The sequence below is a fragment of the Gracilibacillus salitolerans genome, assembly GCF_009650095.1.
Lineage (GTDB): Bacteria > Bacillota > Bacilli > Bacillales > Amphibacillaceae > Gracilibacillus > Gracilibacillus salitolerans.
Genome location: NZ_CP045915.1, coordinates 4,367,313 through 4,388,154, shown reverse-complemented (window position 1 = coordinate 4,388,154; position 20,842 = coordinate 4,367,313). Strand labels below are relative to the sequence as shown.

The 20,842-nt window shown below is 35.6% G+C and carries 17 protein-coding genes; 13 read left to right on the top strand and 4 right to left on the bottom strand.

The window, feature by feature from the left end:
• The first annotated feature begins 443 nt into the window (after positions 1-443).
• From GI584_RS20660 to GI584_RS20650, 3 genes are all read left to right on the top strand, one after another.
• Positions 444-1,892, top strand: coding sequence for an ATP-binding protein (locus GI584_RS20660; protein ID WP_153792474.1), 1,449 nt, complete (start codon positions 444-446; stop codon positions 1,890-1,892).
• 231 nt (positions 1,893-2,123) lie between these two features.
• Positions 2,124-5,204 carry a peptidoglycan-binding protein gene (locus GI584_RS20655; protein WP_194842064.1) on the top strand — a complete coding sequence of 1,027 codons (3,081 nt, stop codon included), beginning with the start codon at positions 2,124-2,126 and terminating at the stop codon, positions 5,202-5,204.
• Between the two features lie 96 nt (positions 5,205-5,300).
• Positions 5,301-8,096 (top strand): peptidoglycan-binding protein, encoded by a 2,796-nt coding sequence (locus GI584_RS20650; RefSeq protein WP_153792472.1) that lies wholly within the window; start codon positions 5,301-5,303, stop codon positions 8,094-8,096.
• Positions 8,097-8,203: 107 nt separating this feature from the next.
• Here GI584_RS20650 and GI584_RS20645 read toward each other — a convergent pair whose 3' ends face one another.
• Positions 8,204-9,250 carry an LCP family protein gene (locus tag GI584_RS20645; protein ID WP_100359005.1) on the bottom strand — a complete coding sequence of 349 codons (1,047 nt, stop codon included), beginning with the start codon at positions 9,248-9,250 and terminating at the stop codon, positions 8,204-8,206.
• 226 nt (positions 9,251-9,476) lie between these two features.
• Between GI584_RS20645 and GI584_RS20640 the strand changes: the two genes are divergently transcribed.
• The 5 genes from GI584_RS20640 (at position 9,477) to GI584_RS20620 (ending at position 12,700) form a co-directional block, all read left to right on the top strand.
• Positions 9,477-10,643, top strand: a complete 1,167-nt coding sequence (locus tag GI584_RS20640) for a nucleotide sugar dehydrogenase (protein WP_153792471.1) — start codon at positions 9,477-9,479, stop codon at positions 10,641-10,643.
• Between the two features lie 159 nt (positions 10,644-10,802).
• Entirely contained in the window at positions 10,803-11,876 is a 1,074-nt protein-coding gene (locus tag GI584_RS20635) for a glycosyltransferase family 4 protein (RefSeq protein WP_153792470.1), read from the top strand.
• Between the two features lie 99 nt (positions 11,877-11,975).
• Positions 11,976-12,200 carry a DUF1659 domain-containing protein gene (locus tag GI584_RS20630; protein ID WP_153792469.1) on the top strand — a complete coding sequence of 75 codons (225 nt, stop codon included), beginning with the start codon at positions 11,976-11,978 and terminating at the stop codon, positions 12,198-12,200.
• Positions 12,201-12,233: 33 nt separating this feature from the next.
• A complete protein-coding gene (locus GI584_RS20625; protein WP_153792468.1) occupies positions 12,234-12,446 on the top strand; it encodes a DUF2922 domain-containing protein in 213 nt (70 codons plus the stop codon).
• 116 nt (positions 12,447-12,562) lie between these two features.
• On the top strand, positions 12,563-12,700 hold the full coding sequence (locus GI584_RS20620; RefSeq protein ID WP_100359011.1) for a YvrJ family protein: 138 nt from the start codon (positions 12,563-12,565) through the stop codon (positions 12,698-12,700).
• Between the two features lie 56 nt (positions 12,701-12,756).
• Here the strand turns inward: GI584_RS20620 and GI584_RS20615 are convergent, their stop codons facing one another.
• From GI584_RS20615 to GI584_RS20605, 3 genes are all read right to left on the bottom strand, one after another.
• Positions 12,757-12,912 carry a DUF1540 domain-containing protein gene (locus GI584_RS20615; RefSeq protein ID WP_100359012.1) on the bottom strand — a complete coding sequence of 52 codons (156 nt, stop codon included), beginning with the start codon at positions 12,910-12,912 and terminating at the stop codon, positions 12,757-12,759.
• Positions 12,913-12,972: 60 nt separating this feature from the next.
• On the bottom strand, positions 12,973-14,238 hold the full coding sequence (locus tag GI584_RS20610) for a helix-turn-helix domain-containing protein (protein WP_153792467.1): 1,266 nt from the start codon (positions 14,236-14,238) through the stop codon (positions 12,973-12,975).
• 84 nt (positions 14,239-14,322) lie between these two features.
• Positions 14,323-14,481 carry a hypothetical protein gene (locus GI584_RS20605; protein ID WP_153792466.1) on the bottom strand — a complete coding sequence of 53 codons (159 nt, stop codon included), beginning with the start codon at positions 14,479-14,481 and terminating at the stop codon, positions 14,323-14,325.
• Between the two features lie 117 nt (positions 14,482-14,598).
• On the opposite strand from GI584_RS20605, the gene GI584_RS20600 reads away from it, so the two are divergent.
• The 5 genes from GI584_RS20600 (at position 14,599) to GI584_RS20580 (ending at position 20,784) form a co-directional block, all read left to right on the top strand.
• Entirely contained in the window at positions 14,599-15,171 is a 573-nt protein-coding gene (locus GI584_RS20600) for a nitroreductase family protein (RefSeq protein WP_100359014.1), read from the top strand.
• A gap of 507 nt (positions 15,172-15,678) precedes the next feature.
• Positions 15,679-16,245: a DUF4256 domain-containing protein gene (locus GI584_RS20595; RefSeq protein WP_153792465.1), complete on the top strand. Its 567-nt coding sequence runs from the start codon at positions 15,679-15,681 to the stop codon at positions 16,243-16,245.
• 419 nt (positions 16,246-16,664) lie between these two features.
• The gene (locus GI584_RS20590) at positions 16,665-17,837 is read left to right on the top strand and encodes a D-alanyl-D-alanine carboxypeptidase family protein (RefSeq protein ID WP_153792464.1); all 1,173 of its coding nucleotides are present in this window, start codon (positions 16,665-16,667) and stop codon (positions 17,835-17,837) included.
• A gap of 96 nt (positions 17,838-17,933) precedes the next feature.
• Entirely contained in the window at positions 17,934-18,527 is a 594-nt protein-coding gene (locus GI584_RS20585; protein WP_153792463.1) for a YdhK family protein, read from the top strand.
• Positions 18,528-18,660: 133 nt separating this feature from the next.
• Complete coding sequence (locus GI584_RS20580; RefSeq protein ID WP_153792462.1) at positions 18,661-20,784, top strand: heavy metal translocating P-type ATPase; 2,124 nt, start codon at positions 18,661-18,663, stop codon at positions 20,782-20,784.
• Positions 20,785-20,842: the final 58 nt, after the last annotated feature.

The window sequence follows — 20,842 nt, the reverse complement described above, 5'->3', positions numbered from 1 at the left end:
GACCCACCCGTGTTGCACGGGCGCAGTTTGTACGTAGCTGAACGAGCGCTCTGCGTTTTCTTAGTACCAGGTTAAAGACTTCTTTTTCTTGATAATAATATTTGATACGAATACAACATATTATTCGTCCATTATTTATCTTTTACTGGGGATTTTATTAATTTATATATGCCTTTATGAATGCTTGCTCAATTTCTTCATTTAATTGGATATATAAAAGAATGGAATCTTTATAAAAATGTATTTTGTTTACACCTCATACCCAAAAATATCGCATTTCTTTAGTTTATGTTAGCATAAATATAATATGGAAAGAAACCTCGAAAATGAGAATATAAAATTAAAACTAAGTCTTACGTATACAGCGATAATTAGATTTGCTAAACTATTAATCAATATACAATCTCTTACTGTATATATTCCAACAAAGGAGCAACTTGATTATGTTAGATTTTGATAAAAGAAGAGAGATCTCAGGACAAGTTATAAAACATATAGATAACTCCTTACCAAGTTTAGCTAGTGCAATTTTAAATGGTTATTCTATTGCATTAGAAGGATGGAGAAGAGGTTTGCATTTAGCAATGAAACTGTCATATGAACGGGAAGAAGATTCTCGAATCTTTTGGTTTACTTTAAGTGATGAAGAAGGTACATCCTTTGATTTTAATTCAGCCGCCCCGAGTATTATGACAGATGAAGCAAGAACGAATTGTAAGAATAAAGAATTAACCAAAAAGCCATTGAAAGAGAAAGGTGTACCACATGCTGAAGGATCATTTTTCCAATCTGATAGTTCTAATGAAGCAATGATTAAGTATGCAAATCAACTTGGTTATCCTGTAGTGGTCAAACCCAATGATGGATATGGTGGAAAAGGAATTACAACGGATATTCAAAATGATCAACAATTGATAAAGGCACTAGATGAAATAAAAGAGATAGCAGCTAACTCTAAAATAATTATCGAGAAATGTTTTACAGGATACGATTATAGAGTGTACGTTATTGAAGATGAAGTAATTGCAAGTGTGCAAAGAGTGCCAGCGAATGTTACAGGTGATGGAGAGAGTACCCTAAAAGAATTGATAGATGCCAAGAATAAAATACGTATCAAAAATAATGGCCCCTCTAATAAAAAGAAAATTGGGATAGATGAAGAATTAAAAAATACACTTGAAGAAAAACAATTGAGATTAGACACCATTTTACCAAAAGGTGAACTAGTATTTTTAAAAAAGAAAGCTAACGTATCCTCAGGCGGAGAATCAATTGATGTTACAGATGAATTAAGTGTGGAATATAAACAAATAGCTATAAATGCAGTAAAGGCAATAGAAGGCTTGCATTTAGGCGCAGTGGATTTATTAATAGATGAAGATAAGGGTACAGCAATTGTATTAGAGATTAATACGAAACCAGGATTAGATATTCAAATGTATCCTACATTTGGACAAGCAAGGGATATACCAGCCAAGATAATTGATTATCTTTTCCCTGATACGATTAATTATGACAGGAAGAGCAGCAGACGTATGTACTTTGATTTTAACAGTGTTTATTCCATGTGTTATAAGAGAACAATCTTCGAAAAAGTTGAGGTACCAGATATACCACATAACATTATTTTAAAAAGATATTTTATTACTGTCCCTAAAAAGTTTCAAAAGAAGTTTCCGCGTGCTGTTCAGAGAATCGCCCATAGATATAGAATAAGCGGATCGCTCAAAAGGCAACCGGATAAAATGACTTTAATAATGGCTGGGTCCTCAGATAACGTACAAACAATGATAGATTTAGTGAAAGATATATTAGACGGTTATAATGAACCACATACAATAAGTGAACAATCAAGAACTAGACCTGTTCGACAAGGTTTTGATATCATATAGGACAAATGAATTGAAAGAGATGATACGAATATTAGACATGGGCTTTAAGATAGGACGCTCATGTCTTTTTTTGTACAAACGAGTGTCGTAATATGATTTATTTTCACGATATATAGGACTTTAGTCACTTGATTTTTTTGGTAATTTTCTTGATACTAGAGTAGTAGCCTAATAAATTCAAAGAAACGAGGTGAAGAAAAACCACAAATGAATACTAGGAAAATACTAACAATGTTGATAGTAGTTCTTTTTGCTATGTTACTTTCAGTAACATCTATTTCTGCAAATGAAGTCACTTATAAAGAAGGTGACAGCGATGAACAGATCATAGAAATGAAAGAAAAGTTAAACGCAATTGGGTTTAGTGGTATTCAGGAAACGAGCTATTTTGGTTCTTATACTGCCAAAAAAGTAAAAGAATTTCAAAATTATTACGGGCTGGATGCAACTGGCAAAGCAAATTCGTCCACATTAAATAAAATCAACGAAGTTTATAACAGTCCTTATCAAGAAGGAAAAAGTCACAACAATTTGTCAGATATTAAGCGTAAATTAAACACAATGGGCTACGGCACAATCAAGGTAACTAATTACTTTGGCTCTTTCACTACGAAAAAGGTAAAAGAATTCCAAAGTGATCATGGTTTAGTAGTCAATGGGATTATTGATGAAGTAACTTTGGCTAAAATTAATAGTCAATCCTCTCCACCATATCGTCAAGGAGATCGTCACACGGCTATTGCCGACTTCAAGAGGGATTTAAATCGAATTGGATTTAATGGTATTAAGGTGACCACGTATTTTGGAAGCTATACTACGACAAAGGTAAAAGAATTCCAGCAATACTACGGTTTAAAAGCGGATGGTATTGTAGGTGAATCCACTTTGGATAAGATGGAAGAAATATTAAATAGTCCTTATCAAGAAGGAAAAAGTCACAACAATTTGTCAGATATTAAGAAAAAATTAAATGCCTTAGGCTACGGAAAAATCATAGTAACAGATTACTTTGGTTCATTTACTACGAAAAAAGTAAAAGAATTCCAAAGAGATCATGGTTTGGCAGTTAACGGCCTTATCGATGAAGTGACTTTAACAGAGATCAATAGCCAAGCATCTCCACCATATCAACAGGGAGATCGCCACACAACTATCGCTGACTTCAAGAGAGACTTAAACCGAATTGGATTTAACGGAATTCTGGTAACCACGTATTTTGGAAGCTATACCACGACAAAGGTAAAAGAATTCCAACAATATTACGGTTTAAAAGCGGACGGTGTTGTAGGTGAATCCACACTGGATAAGATGGACGAAGTAGTAAATAGTCCTTATCGAGAAGGAAAAAGCCATAACAATTTGTCAGATATCAAGAAAAAGCTAAATGCCCTAGGCTACGGAAAAATCATAGTAACAGATTACTTTGGTTCATTTACAACGAAAAAGGTAAAAGAATTCCAAAGAGATCATGGTTTGGTAGTCAATGGTATTATCGATGAAGTGACGTTAGCCGAGATTAATAGTCAAGCATCTCCACCATACCGTGAAGGAGATCGCCATACAGTTATTGCTGACTTCAAGAGGGACTTAAACAAAGTTGGATTTGGTCAAATTATGGTGACCACATATTTTGGAAGCTTTACAACGAAAAAGGTAAAAGAATTCCAGCAATACTATGGTTTAAAAACGGATGGTGTTGTAGGCCAATCTACATTGGATAAGATCAAGGAAGTGGCGAATAGTCCTTACCAGGAAGGAAAAAGTCACAGCAATTTATCAAATATTAAGGAAAATCTAAACCATATTGGTTATGGAACAATCCAAGTGACTAATTATTTTGGTTCTTTCACAACGAAAAAGGTAAAAGCATTCCAAAGAGATCATGGTTTGGTAGTCAACGGCATCATTGATGAAGTGACATTAGCTAAGATTAATAGTCAAGCATCTCCACCATATCGAGAAGGAGATCGTCATCCGGATATTGCATTAATGAAGCGGAATCTCAACTTACTAGGTTTTGATGGTATCCTAGAGTCTGATTACTTTGGGTCCTTTACAAAGAAGAGATTAATAGAATTTCAAAAGAAGTATGGCTTAACGGCTAATGGTGTAGCAGATCAAACTACGCTAAATAAACTAAATGATTTAGTACAATCTCTAGTTACATACACCAATTATGACAAAACATTCAGTAGTTTTGTCGATAGCCTTATGACAAAAACTCCTAAAGCAAATGGAACAGGAACCGTTGCGGCAGGAAGAAATTTAGTAGAATACTATGCTAATCCTTCTAATTTTCCTAGTGATACAAATGCTTATTTGCAATTCTTATTACTTTCACAAAGTGCTAATATCAATGTGAAAGAAATTAATGAAAAAGTATTACAAGGAAAGGGAACATTAGCGGGAACAGCTGAAGCTTTTGCTGAAGCAGGAAGAAGATATAATCTGAATGAGGTATACTTGATTGCACATTCCTTACACGAAACAGGTAACGGTTCTTCCACTTTAGCTCAAGGCCAAAAATATAATGGAGAAACTGTCTACAATATGTTTGGTACAGCTGCATATGATGGCTCAGCTAACTCAAGTGGTGCTAAATACGCTTATGAGCAAGGTTGGTTCTCACCTAAAGAAGCAATCATTGGTGGTGCAAAATTTATTGCAGAACGTTTTGTGAAAAATGGTCAAGATACATTATACAAAATGAAATGGAATCCAGGTAGTACAGGTCCTGGCCATTATGCAACTCATGTTTCATGGGCGATTCATCAAACGTCTCGTATGGCAAATATTTTGAATTCTATTAGTACATTCAATTATGTATATGAAGTACCACAGTTTAGAGATCAACCTGGTTACAGTGGAGCAAATCCTCCACATAACCTAATTGAATATCCAAGTGGTATAAAGGGTACGACTACCGATAGAGTAAACTTTAGAGCTCAACCAAATACAAATAACGGCACCAAAGTTTATGAAACACTTGATAATAATCAAACTATTGATATTATTGGTAAAGATGGTTATGGATGGTATCGAGCTAAAGTAAACGGTAGATCAGGTTGGGTTCATGGTGATTATGTTACAGTGAAAAACCTGATTGAAGTAACAGCTTCAGGATTGAATGTTAGAACATCGCCAAACGGAAGCTTGGTAGGGCAAGTCAATCGAGGTCAGCATTTAGTAGGGATTCTGGATAGTAATGCCCGTCTCATTACAGATAATGAGTGGTACCATATTAAGTATAATGGAGCTAATAGATGGGTAAGTAGTGGATCTAGCGGTCAGTATTTAAAAATAATTAAATAAAACTTTTTAAAAATAGCAAACTTTGATAGTTTGCTATTTTTCTTTTCTACACAGAGATATATAATAGAGTTATAGACTATAAAAGGGGGTTAAAGATTGACATCTTATAAGATGGTTGTTCTTTTCGTACTTTTCAGTTTGGTGATGCCACTTTCTGCATTTGCGGAAAGCGCTGACGATGAAGGAAACATCAAGGAATCAGGAGAAGAAACAGAGGAAGTAGAAGAGCAAACGGAAGAATCCGAAGAGACAACGGAGGAGCTTGAACAACTGGAAGTACAAAATGAGGAGGTAGTTGCCTCTCAAGAGGAAGCAGAATTTCGTGAATTAAAAGAAGGTCAAAGAGATGATCGCCTTGTAGAAATAAAGCAAATGCTAAATACGATTGGGTTTGGTGGTATCATTGAATCAAATTATTTTGGTTCGTATACCACTCAAAAAGTGAAAGAGTTTCAAGCGTATTATCAATTGGAAGCATCAGGAATTATAGATGATACTACATATAATAAAATAACAGCCGTTTATGAAGCACCAAGGGAAGGTACTACTTCCAATGATGTATTAGAAATGAAAAAAGTCTTAAATCGTATTAATTTTGGCGGTATTAAAGAAACAACTTATTTCGGTGAATACAGTGCCAAAAAACTGAAAGAGTTCCAAAGCTACTACGGTTTAATGGCGAACGGTATATTAGATGAAAAAACCCAATCAAAATTGGAAGAAGTTTCGGAAGCACCTCAAGAAGGAAAAAACTCTGAGGCAGTTATTGATATTAAGAAAAAGCTCAATCAGATCGGCTTTGGAGGAATTATAGAATCCAGTTATTATGGAGCTTATACGACGAAGAAGGTAAAAGAATTTCAAGCCTACTATAACTTAAATGTAAATGGCATAGTCGATAATGTTACTTACGATTTAATAACAGAAGTATATTCTTCTCCATTTATAGAAGGTGACCGAAATCCGCGCATTTCTGATTTAAAGAGAACATTGAATAACTTAGGCTTTAGCGGGATAAAAATTACAGACTATTTTGGCTCGTATACAGTAACAAAAGTAAAGGAGTTTCAAAGCTATTATGGCCTAACTGTGGATGGTGCGATTGGACCGGAAACAAGATCTAAATTAGAAGCCCTCGAGCAAGCGCCACAATTAGGGAAAAGGCATGAAGAAACGATTGAAATTAAGGAACAGCTTAACAGAATAGGCTACGGTGGAATTCTCATCTCCACTTACTTTGGTTCTTTCACGGAAAAGAGAGTCAAAGAATTCCAAAGAGCAAACAGATTAAAAGTAAATGGTGTTGCAGATGATGTCACGATAACTGCTTTAAATGAGTTATCGCAATCCCTTCAAGAAGGAGACAGAAACCCTGCAGTAGTTGAATTAAAGAAAAAATTAAATACACTAGATTTTAGCGGAATTTTAGAAACCACTTACTTTGGTTCTTTTACTACTAAGAGGCTAAAGGAATTTCAACGTTATTATAATTTAACTGTAGATGGCATTGCCGGTCCAGAGACATTAGCAAAATTGAATGAAGTTTATCAGTCACCAAAACAAGGAGTCAGAAGTAGTGAAATAATACAACTAAAGAAGTATCTCAATAAATTAGGCTTTAGTGGTATTCTTGAGACAAACTATTTCGGTGCTTTTACCAAAAAAAGAGTAAAAGAGTTCCAACGTTACTATGGTTTAAAAGTTAACGGGATTTTAGAGGAAAAAACAGTCGAGGAACTAAAGGATGCAGCGAATAGCCCAATACAGAAGGGGAACAGTAACAGTCAGATTAAGAATTTCAAAGAAGACTTGGATCGTGCTGGTTTCGGCGGTAGTATTATTTCAAATTACTTAGGTAGTTATACAGAAGGAAAAATTAAGGAATTTCAACGTTATCATGGACTAAAGGTTAATGGTATCGTAGAGAAGAAGACTTTAAGAACAATGAATGACGTTATTTCTTACAAACTACCTCGTAAAACATATAATACAGTGGACGGAAGACAGAATTATAGTTATAAAGATATGCAAAAGGACATTGACCGTCTTCGGTTCCTATATCCTAATCTGATCGAAACGAAAATAATTGGTGAATCTGTAGATGGACGTAATATCTATGCAATTAAACTAGGTAATGGGAATAAAGAAGTGTTCTTTAATGGTTCACACCATGCACGTGAACATATGACAACAAATGTGTTAATGAATATGGTGGATGAGTATGCTCGTTCATATGCTCGTATGCAAAATTATAATGGATACAATACACGTAGAATACTGAACGATGTTTCGATCTGGTTTGTACCGATGGTAAACCCTGATGGCGTAATGTTAGTACAAGAAGGACCTTCAACTGCGAAGAATCCGAGTAAAGTAATCTCAATCAATGATAATAGTAGAGACTTCAAACATTGGAAAGCAAATATAAGAGGTGTAGATTTAAACAGACAATATCCTTATTTATGGAGAACTGTTTCAAATGATCCAGGAAGACCAAGGTATGGCTTCTATAAAGGGAAAGCACCTTTATCAGAGCCAGAGACAAAAGCGATTTACGATTTTACTAATCATCACAACTTTAAAGCTGCTGTAGCATATCATTCATCAGGAGAATTAATTTATACGCGTTATGGATTTGATTATCATAGTAGATCGATAGCAAATGGAGTGAAGAATATTACTGGATATACACCGATCAACTTACAGTCTAGCACGAATGGTGCAGGTTATACGGATTGGTTTGTTCATGAAAAGAAACAACCAGGAATCACACCTGAAATATCCCCATACGTTGGGGAAAGACCAATTCCTCTTAGTAACTGGAACAGTGTATGGAATAAAAATAAAACAGTAGGTTTATATACAGCTAATTATGTAAGATTAAATCAATAAATAATGAATACGGATTATTCCATAATTTAGTCTAAAAAGAAATAAAAAATCCTCGAAGCATTTCATAACTCCGAGGATTTTTTATTATTTATCTACCATAAATTAGATTATCCGTTTGTTGGTTCCTGTGTTTCTTCGTTATTGGTCGTTATTTCACTTTCTTCGGCAACATCCAAATGAGTCTGTAATATCTGCTGTGTTTCAGCAAGATGTTGTTCATCAAGGCTGAAATAGTATGTGTTGTTCAGCCGCATGTCACTTCCTTCAAGATTCAACGTATCAACATCAATGTTTCCTGAAGTACCATAAGATAAGAAAGCTTTCATTTCATCGAAAGTTAAGTTTGTTGTCATGTTGTTACCAACAGCTTGAATAGCATCATCTAATTTAAATACGGAATTAACAGACGTTGCTTTACTAATAACGGCTTTCATGATTTCTTGTTGTCTTTTACCACGCTCTAAGTCATTATCAATTTTACGTGTTCTTGCCAGAGCTAATGCCTCTTCACCATCTAAATTCTGTTCACCAGGAAGAAGATGAATGGAATCACGTTTATCATCTGAGTTGGATTCAGTAAATTCAAATGGAACATCCATTTGCACCCCGCCGATTGCGTCAATTACATCAACGAATGCATTAAAATTCAACTTCACATAGTAGTCAACAGGGACATCTAAGAAAGTTTCCACTGTGTCAATGGTTGCATGAACTCCACCAAATGCATGTGCATGCGTAATTTTGTCTTCATATCCGACTTCAGGGACATAAACATATGAATCACGTGGGATACTAAGCATTTTTACGCTATTATCATTCTTGTTAAGCGTAGCTAAGATCAATGCATCCGAACGAACAGGTTCGTCCTTTGTGCCTCTATGTTCACTAGCATCCACACCGATAAATAATATAGACACATGATCCTCTGTAGGATCTACTTCTTTAGCACGTAGTTCGGATTTATCACGACCATCATCTTCATAAGAATCTGATACGACCTGTTCTGCTTCATTGAATAAATTAATGGCATAACTAGAGACTGCCCCAATTAATATAATTAAAGGTACGAAAATAAAGAAAATAATTTTCCTACGCTTACTCTTCTTTTTCTTTTCTTTTATTTGAATTCTGGAATTCACATCTTTTTTTGACATCATATTTCCCCCGATTTCTAGATTAAACCGCACTAACATACATTTTACTATGAAATAGTGTGGACGTAAATTGTATTTAAGAAAATATTTTACAATTTAATATATTAGACGTTTTTCTGTAACAAACGTTACACCATTTTAATGAAATCAGTAGATTCTATGTTATATTAAAAATACGATAAGATGTTAAATGATGACAATAGTTGAAAAGAGAGGACGAAATTATATGAAAATAGCTGTAGCAGGAACAGGCTATGTTGGGTTATCAAACGCAGTATTGTTAGCACAGAATAATGAAGTATACGCTTTAGATATAGTAGAAGAAAAAGTGCAGCTCATCAATAACAATAAATCTCCCATTATTGACCCGGAGATTGAAGATTTTCTGGCAAACCAAGAACTGAACTTAACAGCTACAACTGATCCAAAGCAGGCTTTCCAAAATGCAAGCTATGTGATCATATCCACACCTACTAACTACGATCCGGATAAGAATTACTTTGATACATCAACTGTTGAAAAAGTAATTGATACAATTTTATCCATTACCCCAGATACAACCATGATCATAAAATCAACAATACCTGTAGGTTATACGATTGAATTACGTGAAAAGTTTCAAACGGAGAACATTATCTTTTCACCAGAGTTTTTAAGAGAAGGAAAAGCTTTGTATGATAATTTATATCCTTCCCGTATTGTTGTAGGAGAACAATCAGAGCGCGCTCGTATTTTTGCTGATTTATTAGTAGAAGGAGCTATCAAAGAAAATATAGATATGTTATTTACAAACTCGACGGAAGCGGAAGCGATTAAGTTGTTTGCGAACACTTATTTAGCGATGCGTGTTGCCTTCTTTAATGAGTTAGACACCTATGCTGAAGTACGTGGCCTAAATACGAAACAAATCATCGAAGGAGTAGGTTTAGATCCTAGAATTGGCAATCATTATAATAATCCTTCTTTCGGTTATGGTGGCTATTGTTTGCCAAAAGATACAAAACAATTATTGGCAAACTATCAAGACGTCCCGAATAACATTATGGCTGCTATTGTAGATGCCAATCGTACTCGAAAGGATCACATCGCATCAAGCATTCTAGCCAAAAATCCTAAAGTAGTGGGTATATATCGGTTAACGATGAAAACTAATTCTGATAACTTTAGACAATCTGCTATTCAAGGTGTCATGAAACGTTTGAAAGCAGAAGGTATAGAAGTTGTGATATATGAACCAAACCTTGAGGAAGAGACCTTCTTTAATTCAAAAGTAATCAGAGATTTTGCTACTTTTACAGAAGTAGCTGATGTGATTGTTGCGAACCGTTTAACTGATGAATTAAAAGCTGTGAAAGAAAAAGTGTATACACGAGATCTGTATAGTAGAGATTAAATTATGAAGAGACAGTCTGGAATTCATCATCAAATTCGTATATTTATAGTATACATAAAGTAAAATCGTGCTATAATGGTGCAAGGTATTTGTACAATGTTATAAGTAAATATGTTAAAATTTGAAAACAGGACTTCTTCTAAATAAGTAGGTGTATATATGTTTAACGTAACGGAGTTAATTGTAGCATTTCTAATATCAGCTACCGTGGCATTCGCGTCAACTCCTCTTATCAAAAAATTAGCAATTAAAGTGAACGCAGTAGATCTACCAGGTGAAAGAAAAAAACATGACGGCGTCAAAGCACGATTAGGAGGTCTCGCTATTGTGCTGGGAGTAGCTGCAGGACTGCTTTATTTACAGCCGCAGCATCCACACATGCTAGAGATTATTATTGGTGGTATTATTATTGTTATTACAGGTATCATTGATGATATTGTCGGTTTAAAAGCATACCAGAAATTAATCGGGCAACTTGCTGCTGCGCTTGTTGTGGTTTCATCTGGATTAGTAATAGATAAATTAACAATGCCTTTTGTAGGAACGGTTGAGTTAGAAGGTCTTGGACTCATTCTTACGATTATTTGGGTCGTTGGTGTTACCAATGCCATCAACCTTATTGATGGGTTAGATGGACTCGCAGCTGGTGTATCAGCTATTGGTTTAACAAGTATCTTAATTATCGCAATCACTGATTATCGTATGATTGTTGTGTATTTAGGGATGGTTTTAGTTGGTAGTTGCCTTGGCTTTCTATACCATAACTTCTATCCGGCAAAGATTTTTATGGGCGATTCGGGTGCTTTGTTTTTAGGATATGCGATCTCTGTTATATCCATGCTCGGTCTCTTTAAAAATGTCGCCTTTTTTAGTTTTATCATCCCAATTATTATCATTGCTGTTCCTATTTTTGATACGCTCTTTGCGATTGTTCGACGCGTAATCAATAAACAAAATATAGGTACAGCAGATCGCAAACATATTCATTACCAGCTGGTTGAGATGGGCTATAGTCATCAAACTTCTGTGTTAATCATTTATGGATTTAGCGGTTTCTTCGGGATTATGGCGATTATCTTTAATAGTGCAACGATGTTAACGTCATTGATTATTTTAGGATTTATTATCATTGGAATTCAGTTAATCGCTGAGCTTTCCGGGGTCGTTAAGAATGGACATCAACCGATATTAAGCAGTCTAAGAAAGTTAACAGGTAGGAAACAAAAAGTCTAAAAAAGTCAGTACTTATTTAAAAAGTACTGGCTTTTTTAGTTTGCTGAGACACCTCTCCGCCTCCTCATATGATTATAGAGGTGAAGGGAGGTGGCACATATGGCTTTAGCAGAAAGAATTGACTCCAGACTACAGTTAACATTCGAAGATGGAACGGACCCAATCTCTGGGGATCAGATTTATAAGACAAAGTCTTTTAACAACGTGAAGATAGATGCGACAGCAGATCAGCTTCTAGCGGTTACAGAAACGCTTGTCCCATTACAACAACTTGTCTTATATTCGGTGAAACGTAATGACACAGAATTAATCACAGAGGATTAATTCAAAATCAAATGAAATAGGGAGGTGTAAGTGATGAAGAAGATCGAATTGAAATTCGAAAATGAAGAGGGGAAAACAGTTACTTTCTCATTGGATAATCCAGTAGAACCTGTTGATCCGGTTGCAGTAAGCGAAGCAATGGATGCCATCCTTAGTGAAAATGCCTTCTTTTCTTCAGGGGGAGATTTAGTAGCGAAGAAAAGTGCCCGCATCGTTGAACGAAATGTCAGTGAAATTGAAATCTAATGCAGTAAAAAGGAGAGCAGACCAGCTCTCCTTTTCATTTAATCACGTTATAAGGAGAAAGCACGCTGAAATCGTCCGAACAAAATACAACTACTAAAAGGAGAGGAGTTAATCACATGGAGCAAGCATGGATATCGTTAATTACCGATCTCGGTTTTCCTGTTGCGGTGACATTCTATTTGTTACACCGCATCGAAACAAAGCTCAATACATTAATTGAGTCCATTGTTGCTTTACCAGAGAAAATGCGCTAGCAAATGATTAACCTCAGCTAACCCCCATAGTTAGCTGAGGCCATTAAAGAAGGCTGTTAGACGGTCGGTTCGAATGTTTGGCAATCTGTTTCTTTCTCATTGGCAGCACTTTTTCCGGTATGGCTGACAACATAGATGGTATCAGCATGGCATCTATTGCCATCAGCCCAGAATTTACAGTTATTTACCTCACATTTAACATCTTTCGCCATCTCACACACCTCCTATATGCATATTCTGATTCAACATTCCAAAAAAATGTGTGGGAATATTTACTTTTGCGGATATTTGCTCAGTAACTCTGAAATGTATGAATTACCAGGGTAAATATAAAAATGATTGGCAGCTTCTTTATAAAATCCCATGCAATAATAAACCTTCCCAAGTATCGCATGGCAATAATTTTCTTCAAGCAAATTCCCTTTCATCTGGAAATAGGGTATAATTTCTTCTGATATTTTTTGACGATAAACTTCAGATCCGTGTGTTCCTTGAATAATCCCTTTTAATAAATAAAAATAATACTCATATTTTTTTCCTTTGTTAATCGAATTTCCACCTTCAATAATTGTTAAGGCCATCTTTACATCTTCAAGCAACGCGTAAATATAAGCAATAAAAAAGATATAGATGACTTTTACTGATGGTGATTTTTCATGATGCATGGCTTTTTTGCTATATTTTAATGCGCTTTCAAAATCACTATTTTGCAGGTAAGCGATACCTAATACATAATAGATGTAATTTTTATGGATACTTGTATAATTATCAAGAATGCTATGTAATTCTTGGATAATTTCTTGGATCGGTTGTTTGTATCTGTATAGGGCGTTTTTAATCTTAATGATGCGAGATAGCAGAATATTGGGCTGGTTCAATTTTGACTGGAATATCGATAATGCAGTGGAGGCATGGCTAGTGGCATCTAAGTTTTGTCCAATTTTATCATAGGCAAGCGCATAATACAGATGGATTTCACCATCTTTTTCAAACATGTCAGGATTTATTTGTGTCGCATCATTAAAATAAGTAAATGCATCGTTTAAATGATCTAGTAACAAATAATACAAACCGATCGCTTTTATGTAGGGATAGGTATTCACAGGGGAAAGTGTATCAGCATGCTTCTTGACATCCTCTAAGTATTTAGATGCGACATCTGGACGGTAAAAAATAAGTGCATGTTGAAAATTACACAATGATAATAAACCTCTTTGATTGTAAAAATAAGTTATGGGAAATTTTTTGAGTTCATTGTAGTATTTACTTGCAGTAGCATAATTCCTTTGGATGATGCTTTGTTGCCAAGAGGTTAATTGGGTGATGAGTGGGTAATATTCTTGATGGGCAAGTTCTTTAATATGGAGAACTTTTTGGATGTTCGCCATTAGATTTTCTGGTGGAATATATTTACCTAATTCAAGTTTGCAAATCGTGGAGGCGCTTGTATCTACTTCTTTAGCCAATTTTCCCTGGGTCCAATTGTGTTCCTTCCTGTATTTACGAACTAGTTTCCCTTTATCATACACTGTCTTCACATCACTTTCTTATAAAAATATAGTATAATATATATAATACTATAGAATCATGAAAATTCCATATATTTTTCAAAAATATTCAAATTATTTACAAATAAATTCAATAAAGAAGCCAAGAATTAACAAAATCACCAAAATAACAAATGTTTTTAAACCGATCAAGGGCGCAATAAATAGTAAGAAAACAACAAATAGACTGAACCCAATGATCATAATAAAGCAAAAATAAAAGAAGCTTTTCATGATGCTTTCTCCTTTAAGGTTGTCATTACTATAAGGTATGATATTCGCCCAGAATCGTGATTTTTGAGATATTTTCCAATTTAGCATATAATGTGTGGTTGAAGGGGGAATATACTGATGAAAAATATTAATATAAATGACTATCGTACAGCGGATTATCCAATTGATGAGATGTTTTTAAACCGCTGGTCACCTCGATCTTTTTCAGAACAAGAGGTGGATGAAGAAACATTGAAGACTGTTTTTGAAGCATCACGCTGGGCACCATCTGCTATGAATAAACAGCCATGGCGCTTTATCCTTGCGAGAACAGAGGAAGACCGCAAGAAATTCCATTCTTTTATTATGGACGGAAACCTAGCATGGTGTACGACGGTTCCAGCATTTGCGTTAGTGATCTCTGACACCGAAGCCGGAGGGGCACATGCGTTTGATACTGGTACAGCTTGGGGTTATTTAGCTTTACAGGCAATGCAAAAAGGACTCATCACACACGCAATGGGTGGATTTTATAAAGATAAAGCTCGTGAAGTATTAAACATTCCAGAGCAATATGAAATCCATGCAGTCGTAGCAATAGGCTACCAAGATGAAAAAGAAAAATTAGAAGAAAAATTCCAAGAACGTGAATTACCTTCCGATCGTCGTCCGCTAACAGAAACGGTTATGGAAGGTGAATTTAGAGCCTGAGAAAAATATCCAAAAAAGGAGACCAAATCGTATAGGATTTGGTCTTGCTAACTTTGTTTGTATATAGGGAACGGACATATGTTCCTCTATTTGTGAAAAAAATGCTGTTTTAACGAGGTTCGTTGGACATCTATTCCGTTATTCATTGAAAATAAGGCTAATTTTTATCTAAAGTCGTTAAATAAGGAATTATATGTCCGCCAACATCGATAAATGGGCGTTATGATGCAAAATAACGTACTATATGTCCATCAAATTTGGAGTGATGATGAGATCTGACTCATGCTGTTAACATAATAGTCTAGTTCAAACTGAATAGGTAAAAAAACTTCAGGAAATATTAAAAAAGGAAAAATAGTACAAACGAGTGCACTTCCTCTTAACGGTGTGCTTCTGAAAGTTCATTAATAGGTGCTTTTCTTCAAAAAAGGAGCTTCACCCTATATTATTATTCAAGTAAGTGCAGTAAACTATGATTAGTAAAAACAATAAGAGGAGCAAACCAATATGACAAAGAGAAATGAGGAGTTATCACTAGAACAACGTGAAGCATTACTCGAAGCATTAAAAGAACGCTTTGAAGAAAACATGAACCGCCATAAGGAACTTGAATGGCCTAACGTTCAAGCAAAGTTGGAAGCTAATGTTGAAAAACTATGGTCGCTCTATGAAATGGAACGAACTGGCGGTGAACCGGATGTTGTCGGATATGATAACAACAACGAGGAATACATTTTTTATGATTGTTCAGCAGAAAGCCCTAAAGGCCGTAGAAGTGTTTGTTATGACAGGGAAGCGCTAGAGTCCAGGAAAAAACACAAACCAGAAAATAGCGCTATGGATATGGCAACCGCTATGGGCATAGAACTCTTAACAGAAGAACAATACCGCGAATTGCAGAAACTGGAAGATTTCGATAAAAAAACATCAAGCTGGGTCCAAACACCTGCAAATATTAGAAAACTAGGTGGAGCTCTATTTTGTGATCGTCGCTATGATACTGTCTTTGTGTACCACAATGGAGCAGAATCCTACTATGGTGCGAGGGGATTCCGTGGCTCGCTAAAGGTGTAAATTCTCTCTAGGTAGGCTTTTTCTTTGAACCCTCAAGCTAACTTCTTCCTCCCCTGATTTATATCATTTCTTGGAGAACAACCAAACATGCGCAAGAGGGGATTGGTGTAATATCGTATAGCCCGCTTGTATCAAATATAAATATAAGATAACGATAAATGGCGATTCTTCCACAAGAAGGTCGCCATTTTAGTTTATCAGTTCTCTTGCTACTACGATGTTGAAATGATCTTCTTTTGTTCTCGCAGGGTAAATATTAAAGCTGTGAATGAAACCAGGTGGGATTGGCAAATAAATACAGTGTTTTTACAGTTTTACTACTATTTTAAGCTACTATTACAAATGATAAATTTGCATTCTTTCTTCATATTTTCTAGTTATAATAGAATATCATAAGTATTTCTAATAGGAGAGTAGAAATGAGAAGGTGTGTACTATTTTTAACTACATTAATTGTGATTAATACTATTTTTCTTCCAACTGTTAGTGCTGAATCGAATACTTTACCCAGCATTGAAAGTGAAGCGGCGATAATAATGGAAGCAGAATCTGGACAAATTCTCTATAAGAAAAATGCCGCCTCCCAAATGTATCCTGCAAGCCTTACTAAGATTATTACTGCAATTTACGCAATAGAAAATGCGGATCTAAATGATATGGTGACTATTAGTAGTAATGCAAGTGCTAAAAATATAGAAGGTACAACTGTTTTCTTAGAGAAAGGTGAAAAAGTCCGGCTAGAAAAATTAATTAAAGGTTTATTAATTAATTCTGGTAATGATGCTGGAGTAGCAATTGCTGAGTATGTAAGTGGGAGTGAAGAGCAATTCTCGGAAGATATAAATGATTATCTCGAAAATGTGATTGGTGTTGAGCATACTCATTTAAAGAATCCACACGGTTTATTTGATCCTGAACATGTTACAACGGCTGAAGATCTAGCAAAAGTAACAAAATATGCTATGAAAAACGAAACTTTTGCAGAAATATTCGGTACAAAAGAAATGGAGTGGGATGGAAAGGCGTGGGATACTACACTTATTACTCATCACAAATTACTGAAGGGAGAAATTCCTTATGAGAATATTACAGGCGGAAAAAATGGTTTTGTTCACGAATCTGGTTATACACTTACCACAACAGCAGAGAATGAGGACTTAAGTTTAATCGTCATTACCTTGAAAAGCAATGATAGCAATGGGGCATATGAGGATACTATTAATCTCTTAAACTATGGATTCGATCATTACAAAACATCTTACATTGCTGAAGATACTTCCTTTACTCTAGAAGGAGATAAATATACTACACCTGAAAAATTAGCGTATACTCAACCTTTAAATAATGAAATCGATAAACAAGTAACTACAAATGGTGAATTGGTTATCGTCAATGAAGATGAGGAAGTTATCCATTCATTTAAATTAAAAAAAATGGATTCAAAAGAGGACAAGCTTCCTAATGTTTCTGATAATGAGAATATAGAAAGTCAAGATGGGGTGCAACTGAATTATACTTCTTTAGGTCAACTATTTGTAGTGTCATCCTTGATATTAATGGTTATTGGTTACTTTTACCGTAAAATTAAATAGCGAAAAAAGTTTTTTTCCAACATATATAATATTCTGCACATAATCAGCCATTATATAGGGTATTGTATACTCAAATAAATTGAGGAGGGATATCTAATGAGTAAATTTAAAATTACCCTGCTTTCTCTATTAGCTGTAATGGTTCTATCTGCTTGTAGTGAAGACACTGAAGAAACAAATCCTGAAGGCGCAGACACAGAAGAAGAAATGGAGACAGAATCTGAATCACATGATGAAATGGACCATTCAGATATGAATATGTCAGGGTCCGGGGAGGTTCCAGAAGATTTAGAGGAAGCGGAAAATCCTACATATGAAGTAGGCAGTCAAGCAATCATAGAAGCGGACCATATGGAAGGTATGAGTGGTGCCGAGGCAACGATTGTTGGTGCATATGATACAACGGTGTATACGGTGTCTTACACTCCAACAAATGGTGGTGAAAGAGTTACAGATCACAAATGGGTCATCCATGAAGAATTAGAAGATGCTGGAGAAGAACCTTTAGAGCCTGGAGATGAAGCAACTATTAATGCTGATCATATGGAAGGTATGGATGGCGCAACAGCCGAAATTGATTCAGCTAAAGAAACCACTGTTTACATGGTTGATTTTGCACTGACTACTACCGGTGAAGAGGTTACTAATCATAAATGGGTAACCGAAGATGAACTGTCAGCAATTGAATAATGAAGGATTAAGCTATAGAGCTAGTTTCACCTATAAACACTCTATAGCTTTTTTAAAATTCTTCTAAAAAGGAATGTTGTTTGGTTTGTAATTAAAATACCAGGGTAGAGTATATGTAGAAGGAGTGATATTTATGGCAAAACATGAGCATGAAAAACATGAACATCATAAACATGAACATCATAAACACCAGCACCATGGCCATCATAGCCATGTACATAATCACGAAGAACACGATGAGCATGATCATGTGCATGATAAACATAAGAGTCACGGCCATGATCACGGCAGTCACGGAGGACATGGTCACCATGATCATGGAAATATGGTGGCGGATTTTAAGAAGAAATTCTTTATTTCCTTAATTATTACTATCCCAATTCTCGCTTTATCACCTATGATTCAAGATTTCATGGGAGTGGATTGGCGCTTTACAGGTGATATGTATATTTTATTCGCCTTATCATCGGTAGTATTCTTTTATGGTGGCTGGCCATTTATAATAGGTGGAATAAGAGAATTAAAAGACAAGAACCCAGGGATGATGATGTTAATTGCTCTTGCTATTACCATTGCATATGGATACAGCACCATGGTTGTATTTGGCTGGGTAGGTAATCAGCTTTTCTGGGAATTAGCTACATTGGTCGACATCATGCTATTAGGTCACTGGATTGAAATGCGATCCGTAATGGGTGCATCTAATGCACTTGAGCAACTGGTGAAACTCATGCCAAATGAAGCACATCGCTTAGATGACAACGATGAAGTGAAGGATGTTCCTTTAACGGAGTTAAAAAATAATGATCGGGTTCTTGTAAAACCAGGTGAAAAGATCCCTGTTGATGGAACAATCATGGATGGAAAATCAGCTATAGATGAATCGATGCTTACAGGTGAATCCGTACCAGTCGAAAAGTTTGAAGGGGATGAAGTAATCGGCGGCTCAGTTAATAATGAAGGTTCACTTACGATACAAGTAGAAAAAACTGGGGAAGAATCTTATTTATCACAGGTTATTACCATGGTGAAAGAAGCGCAGGAATCAAAATCCAGAACCCAGGATTTAACGAACCGCGCGGCCAAATGGTTATTTTACCTTGCTTTAGTTGCTGGATTTGCCACCCTATTTATTTGGATGCTGCTTGGTCATTCTTTGGATGTTGCGATTGAACGAATGGTTACAGTAATGGTTATTACATGTCCACATGCCTTGGGACTGGCAGCACCACTTGTTATAGCAGTTTCTACAGCGATTTCTGCTAAAAAAGGATTATTAATTCGGAACCGTGCTAACTTTGAGGGGGCACGTAATCTGAATGCTGTTGTTTTTGATAAAACTGGTACGCTGACCAAAGGAGAGTTTGGTGTAACTAATATTGTACCTAGCGAAAGCTACAACGAGGATGAGATTTTAAGTTTTGCAGCAAGCTTAGAGCAAAATTCTGAACACCCAATAGCAACAGGAATTGTTAAATTTTCTGAGGAAAGAAAGGTTAAGTTAGGTAAAGTAACAGATTTTGAATCTATAACTGGTAAAGGTATTCAGGGCAAAGTAAACGGCAAGAAAGTAAATGTTGTCAGTCCAGGCTATGTAAAAAATCATCATTTAAGTTACGATCAGCAGTTGTTTAATGAAATGTCAGAGGAAGGGAAGACCGTCGTATTTGTACTACTTGAAGACGAATTGACCGGGATGATTGCACTAGCAGACATGGTCCGCGAAACAGCAAAGGAGGCAATTACATCCTTAAAAGAAAATGGAGTACGTTCGATCATGCTAACAGGAGACAATCAAAAAGTGGCTAACTGGGTAGCAAAACAATTAGATATCGATGAAGTATATGCAGAAGTTTTACCAGATGATAAGGCGAACCAGGTGAAGAAAATAAAAGAAGAAAAAGGGTGGAAGGTTGCTATGACAGGAGATGGTGTAAATGATGCACCTGCCTTGGCAACAGCTGATTTAGGGATTGCAATCGGTGCTGGAACAGATGTAGCAATGGAAACAGCGGATGTTGTTCTTGTTCGAAGTAATCCAAAAGATGTTGTAGATTTAATGGAACTATCGAAAAAAACATATCGTAAAATGGTTCAAAATCTCTGGTGGGCAACAGGGTATAACATTTTCGCTATTCCATTAGCAGCAGGTGTTTTAGCTCCACTTGGGATTGTATTAAGCCCGGCAGTGGGAGCGGTTCTTATGAGTTTAAGTACAGTTATTGTAGCAATTAATGCGAAATTATTAAAAGCTTAAGTAACGCTTTAAATGAAGAGTTATTATTTATCGACAAAATGATAAGAAGAGGGAGAAG

Bases quoted from the DNA above. Each gene is read 5' to 3' on its own strand.
- GI584_RS20660 (WP_153792474.1), top strand. From the start codon at position 444: ATGTTAGATTTTGATAAAAGAAGAGAGATCTCAGGACAAGTTATAAAA.
- GI584_RS20655 (WP_194842064.1), top strand. From the start codon at position 2,124: ATGTTGATAGTAGTTCTTTTTGCTATGTTACTTTCAGTAACATCTATT.
- GI584_RS20645 (WP_100359005.1), bottom strand. From the start codon at position 9,250: ATGTCAAAAAAAGATGTGAATTCCAGAATTCAAATAAAAGAAAAGAAA.
- GI584_RS20640 (WP_153792471.1), top strand. From the start codon at position 9,477: ATGAAAATAGCTGTAGCAGGAACAGGCTATGTTGGGTTATCAAACGCA.
- GI584_RS20635 (WP_153792470.1), top strand. From the start codon at position 10,803: ATGTTTAACGTAACGGAGTTAATTGTAGCATTTCTAATATCAGCTACC.
- GI584_RS20630 (WP_153792469.1), top strand. From the start codon at position 11,976: ATGGCTTTAGCAGAAAGAATTGACTCCAGACTACAGTTAACATTCGAA.
- GI584_RS20625 (WP_153792468.1), top strand. From the start codon at position 12,234: ATGAAGAAGATCGAATTGAAATTCGAAAATGAAGAGGGGAAAACAGTT.
- GI584_RS20620 (WP_100359011.1), top strand. From the start codon at position 12,563: ATGGAGCAAGCATGGATATCGTTAATTACCGATCTCGGTTTTCCTGTT.
- GI584_RS20615 (WP_100359012.1), bottom strand. From the start codon at position 12,912: ATGGCGAAAGATGTTAAATGTGAGGTAAATAACTGTAAATTCTGGGCT.
- GI584_RS20605 (WP_153792466.1), bottom strand. From the start codon at position 14,481: ATGAAAAGCTTCTTTTATTTTTGCTTTATTATGATCATTGGGTTCAGT.
- GI584_RS20600 (WP_100359014.1), top strand. From the start codon at position 14,599: ATGAAAAATATTAATATAAATGACTATCGTACAGCGGATTATCCAATT.
- GI584_RS20595 (WP_153792465.1), top strand. From the start codon at position 15,679: ATGACAAAGAGAAATGAGGAGTTATCACTAGAACAACGTGAAGCATTA.
- GI584_RS20590 (WP_153792464.1), top strand. From the start codon at position 16,665: ATGAGAAGGTGTGTACTATTTTTAACTACATTAATTGTGATTAATACT.
- GI584_RS20585 (WP_153792463.1), top strand. From the start codon at position 17,934: ATGAGTAAATTTAAAATTACCCTGCTTTCTCTATTAGCTGTAATGGTT.
- GI584_RS20580 (WP_153792462.1), top strand. From the start codon at position 18,661: ATGGCAAAACATGAGCATGAAAAACATGAACATCATAAACATGAACAT.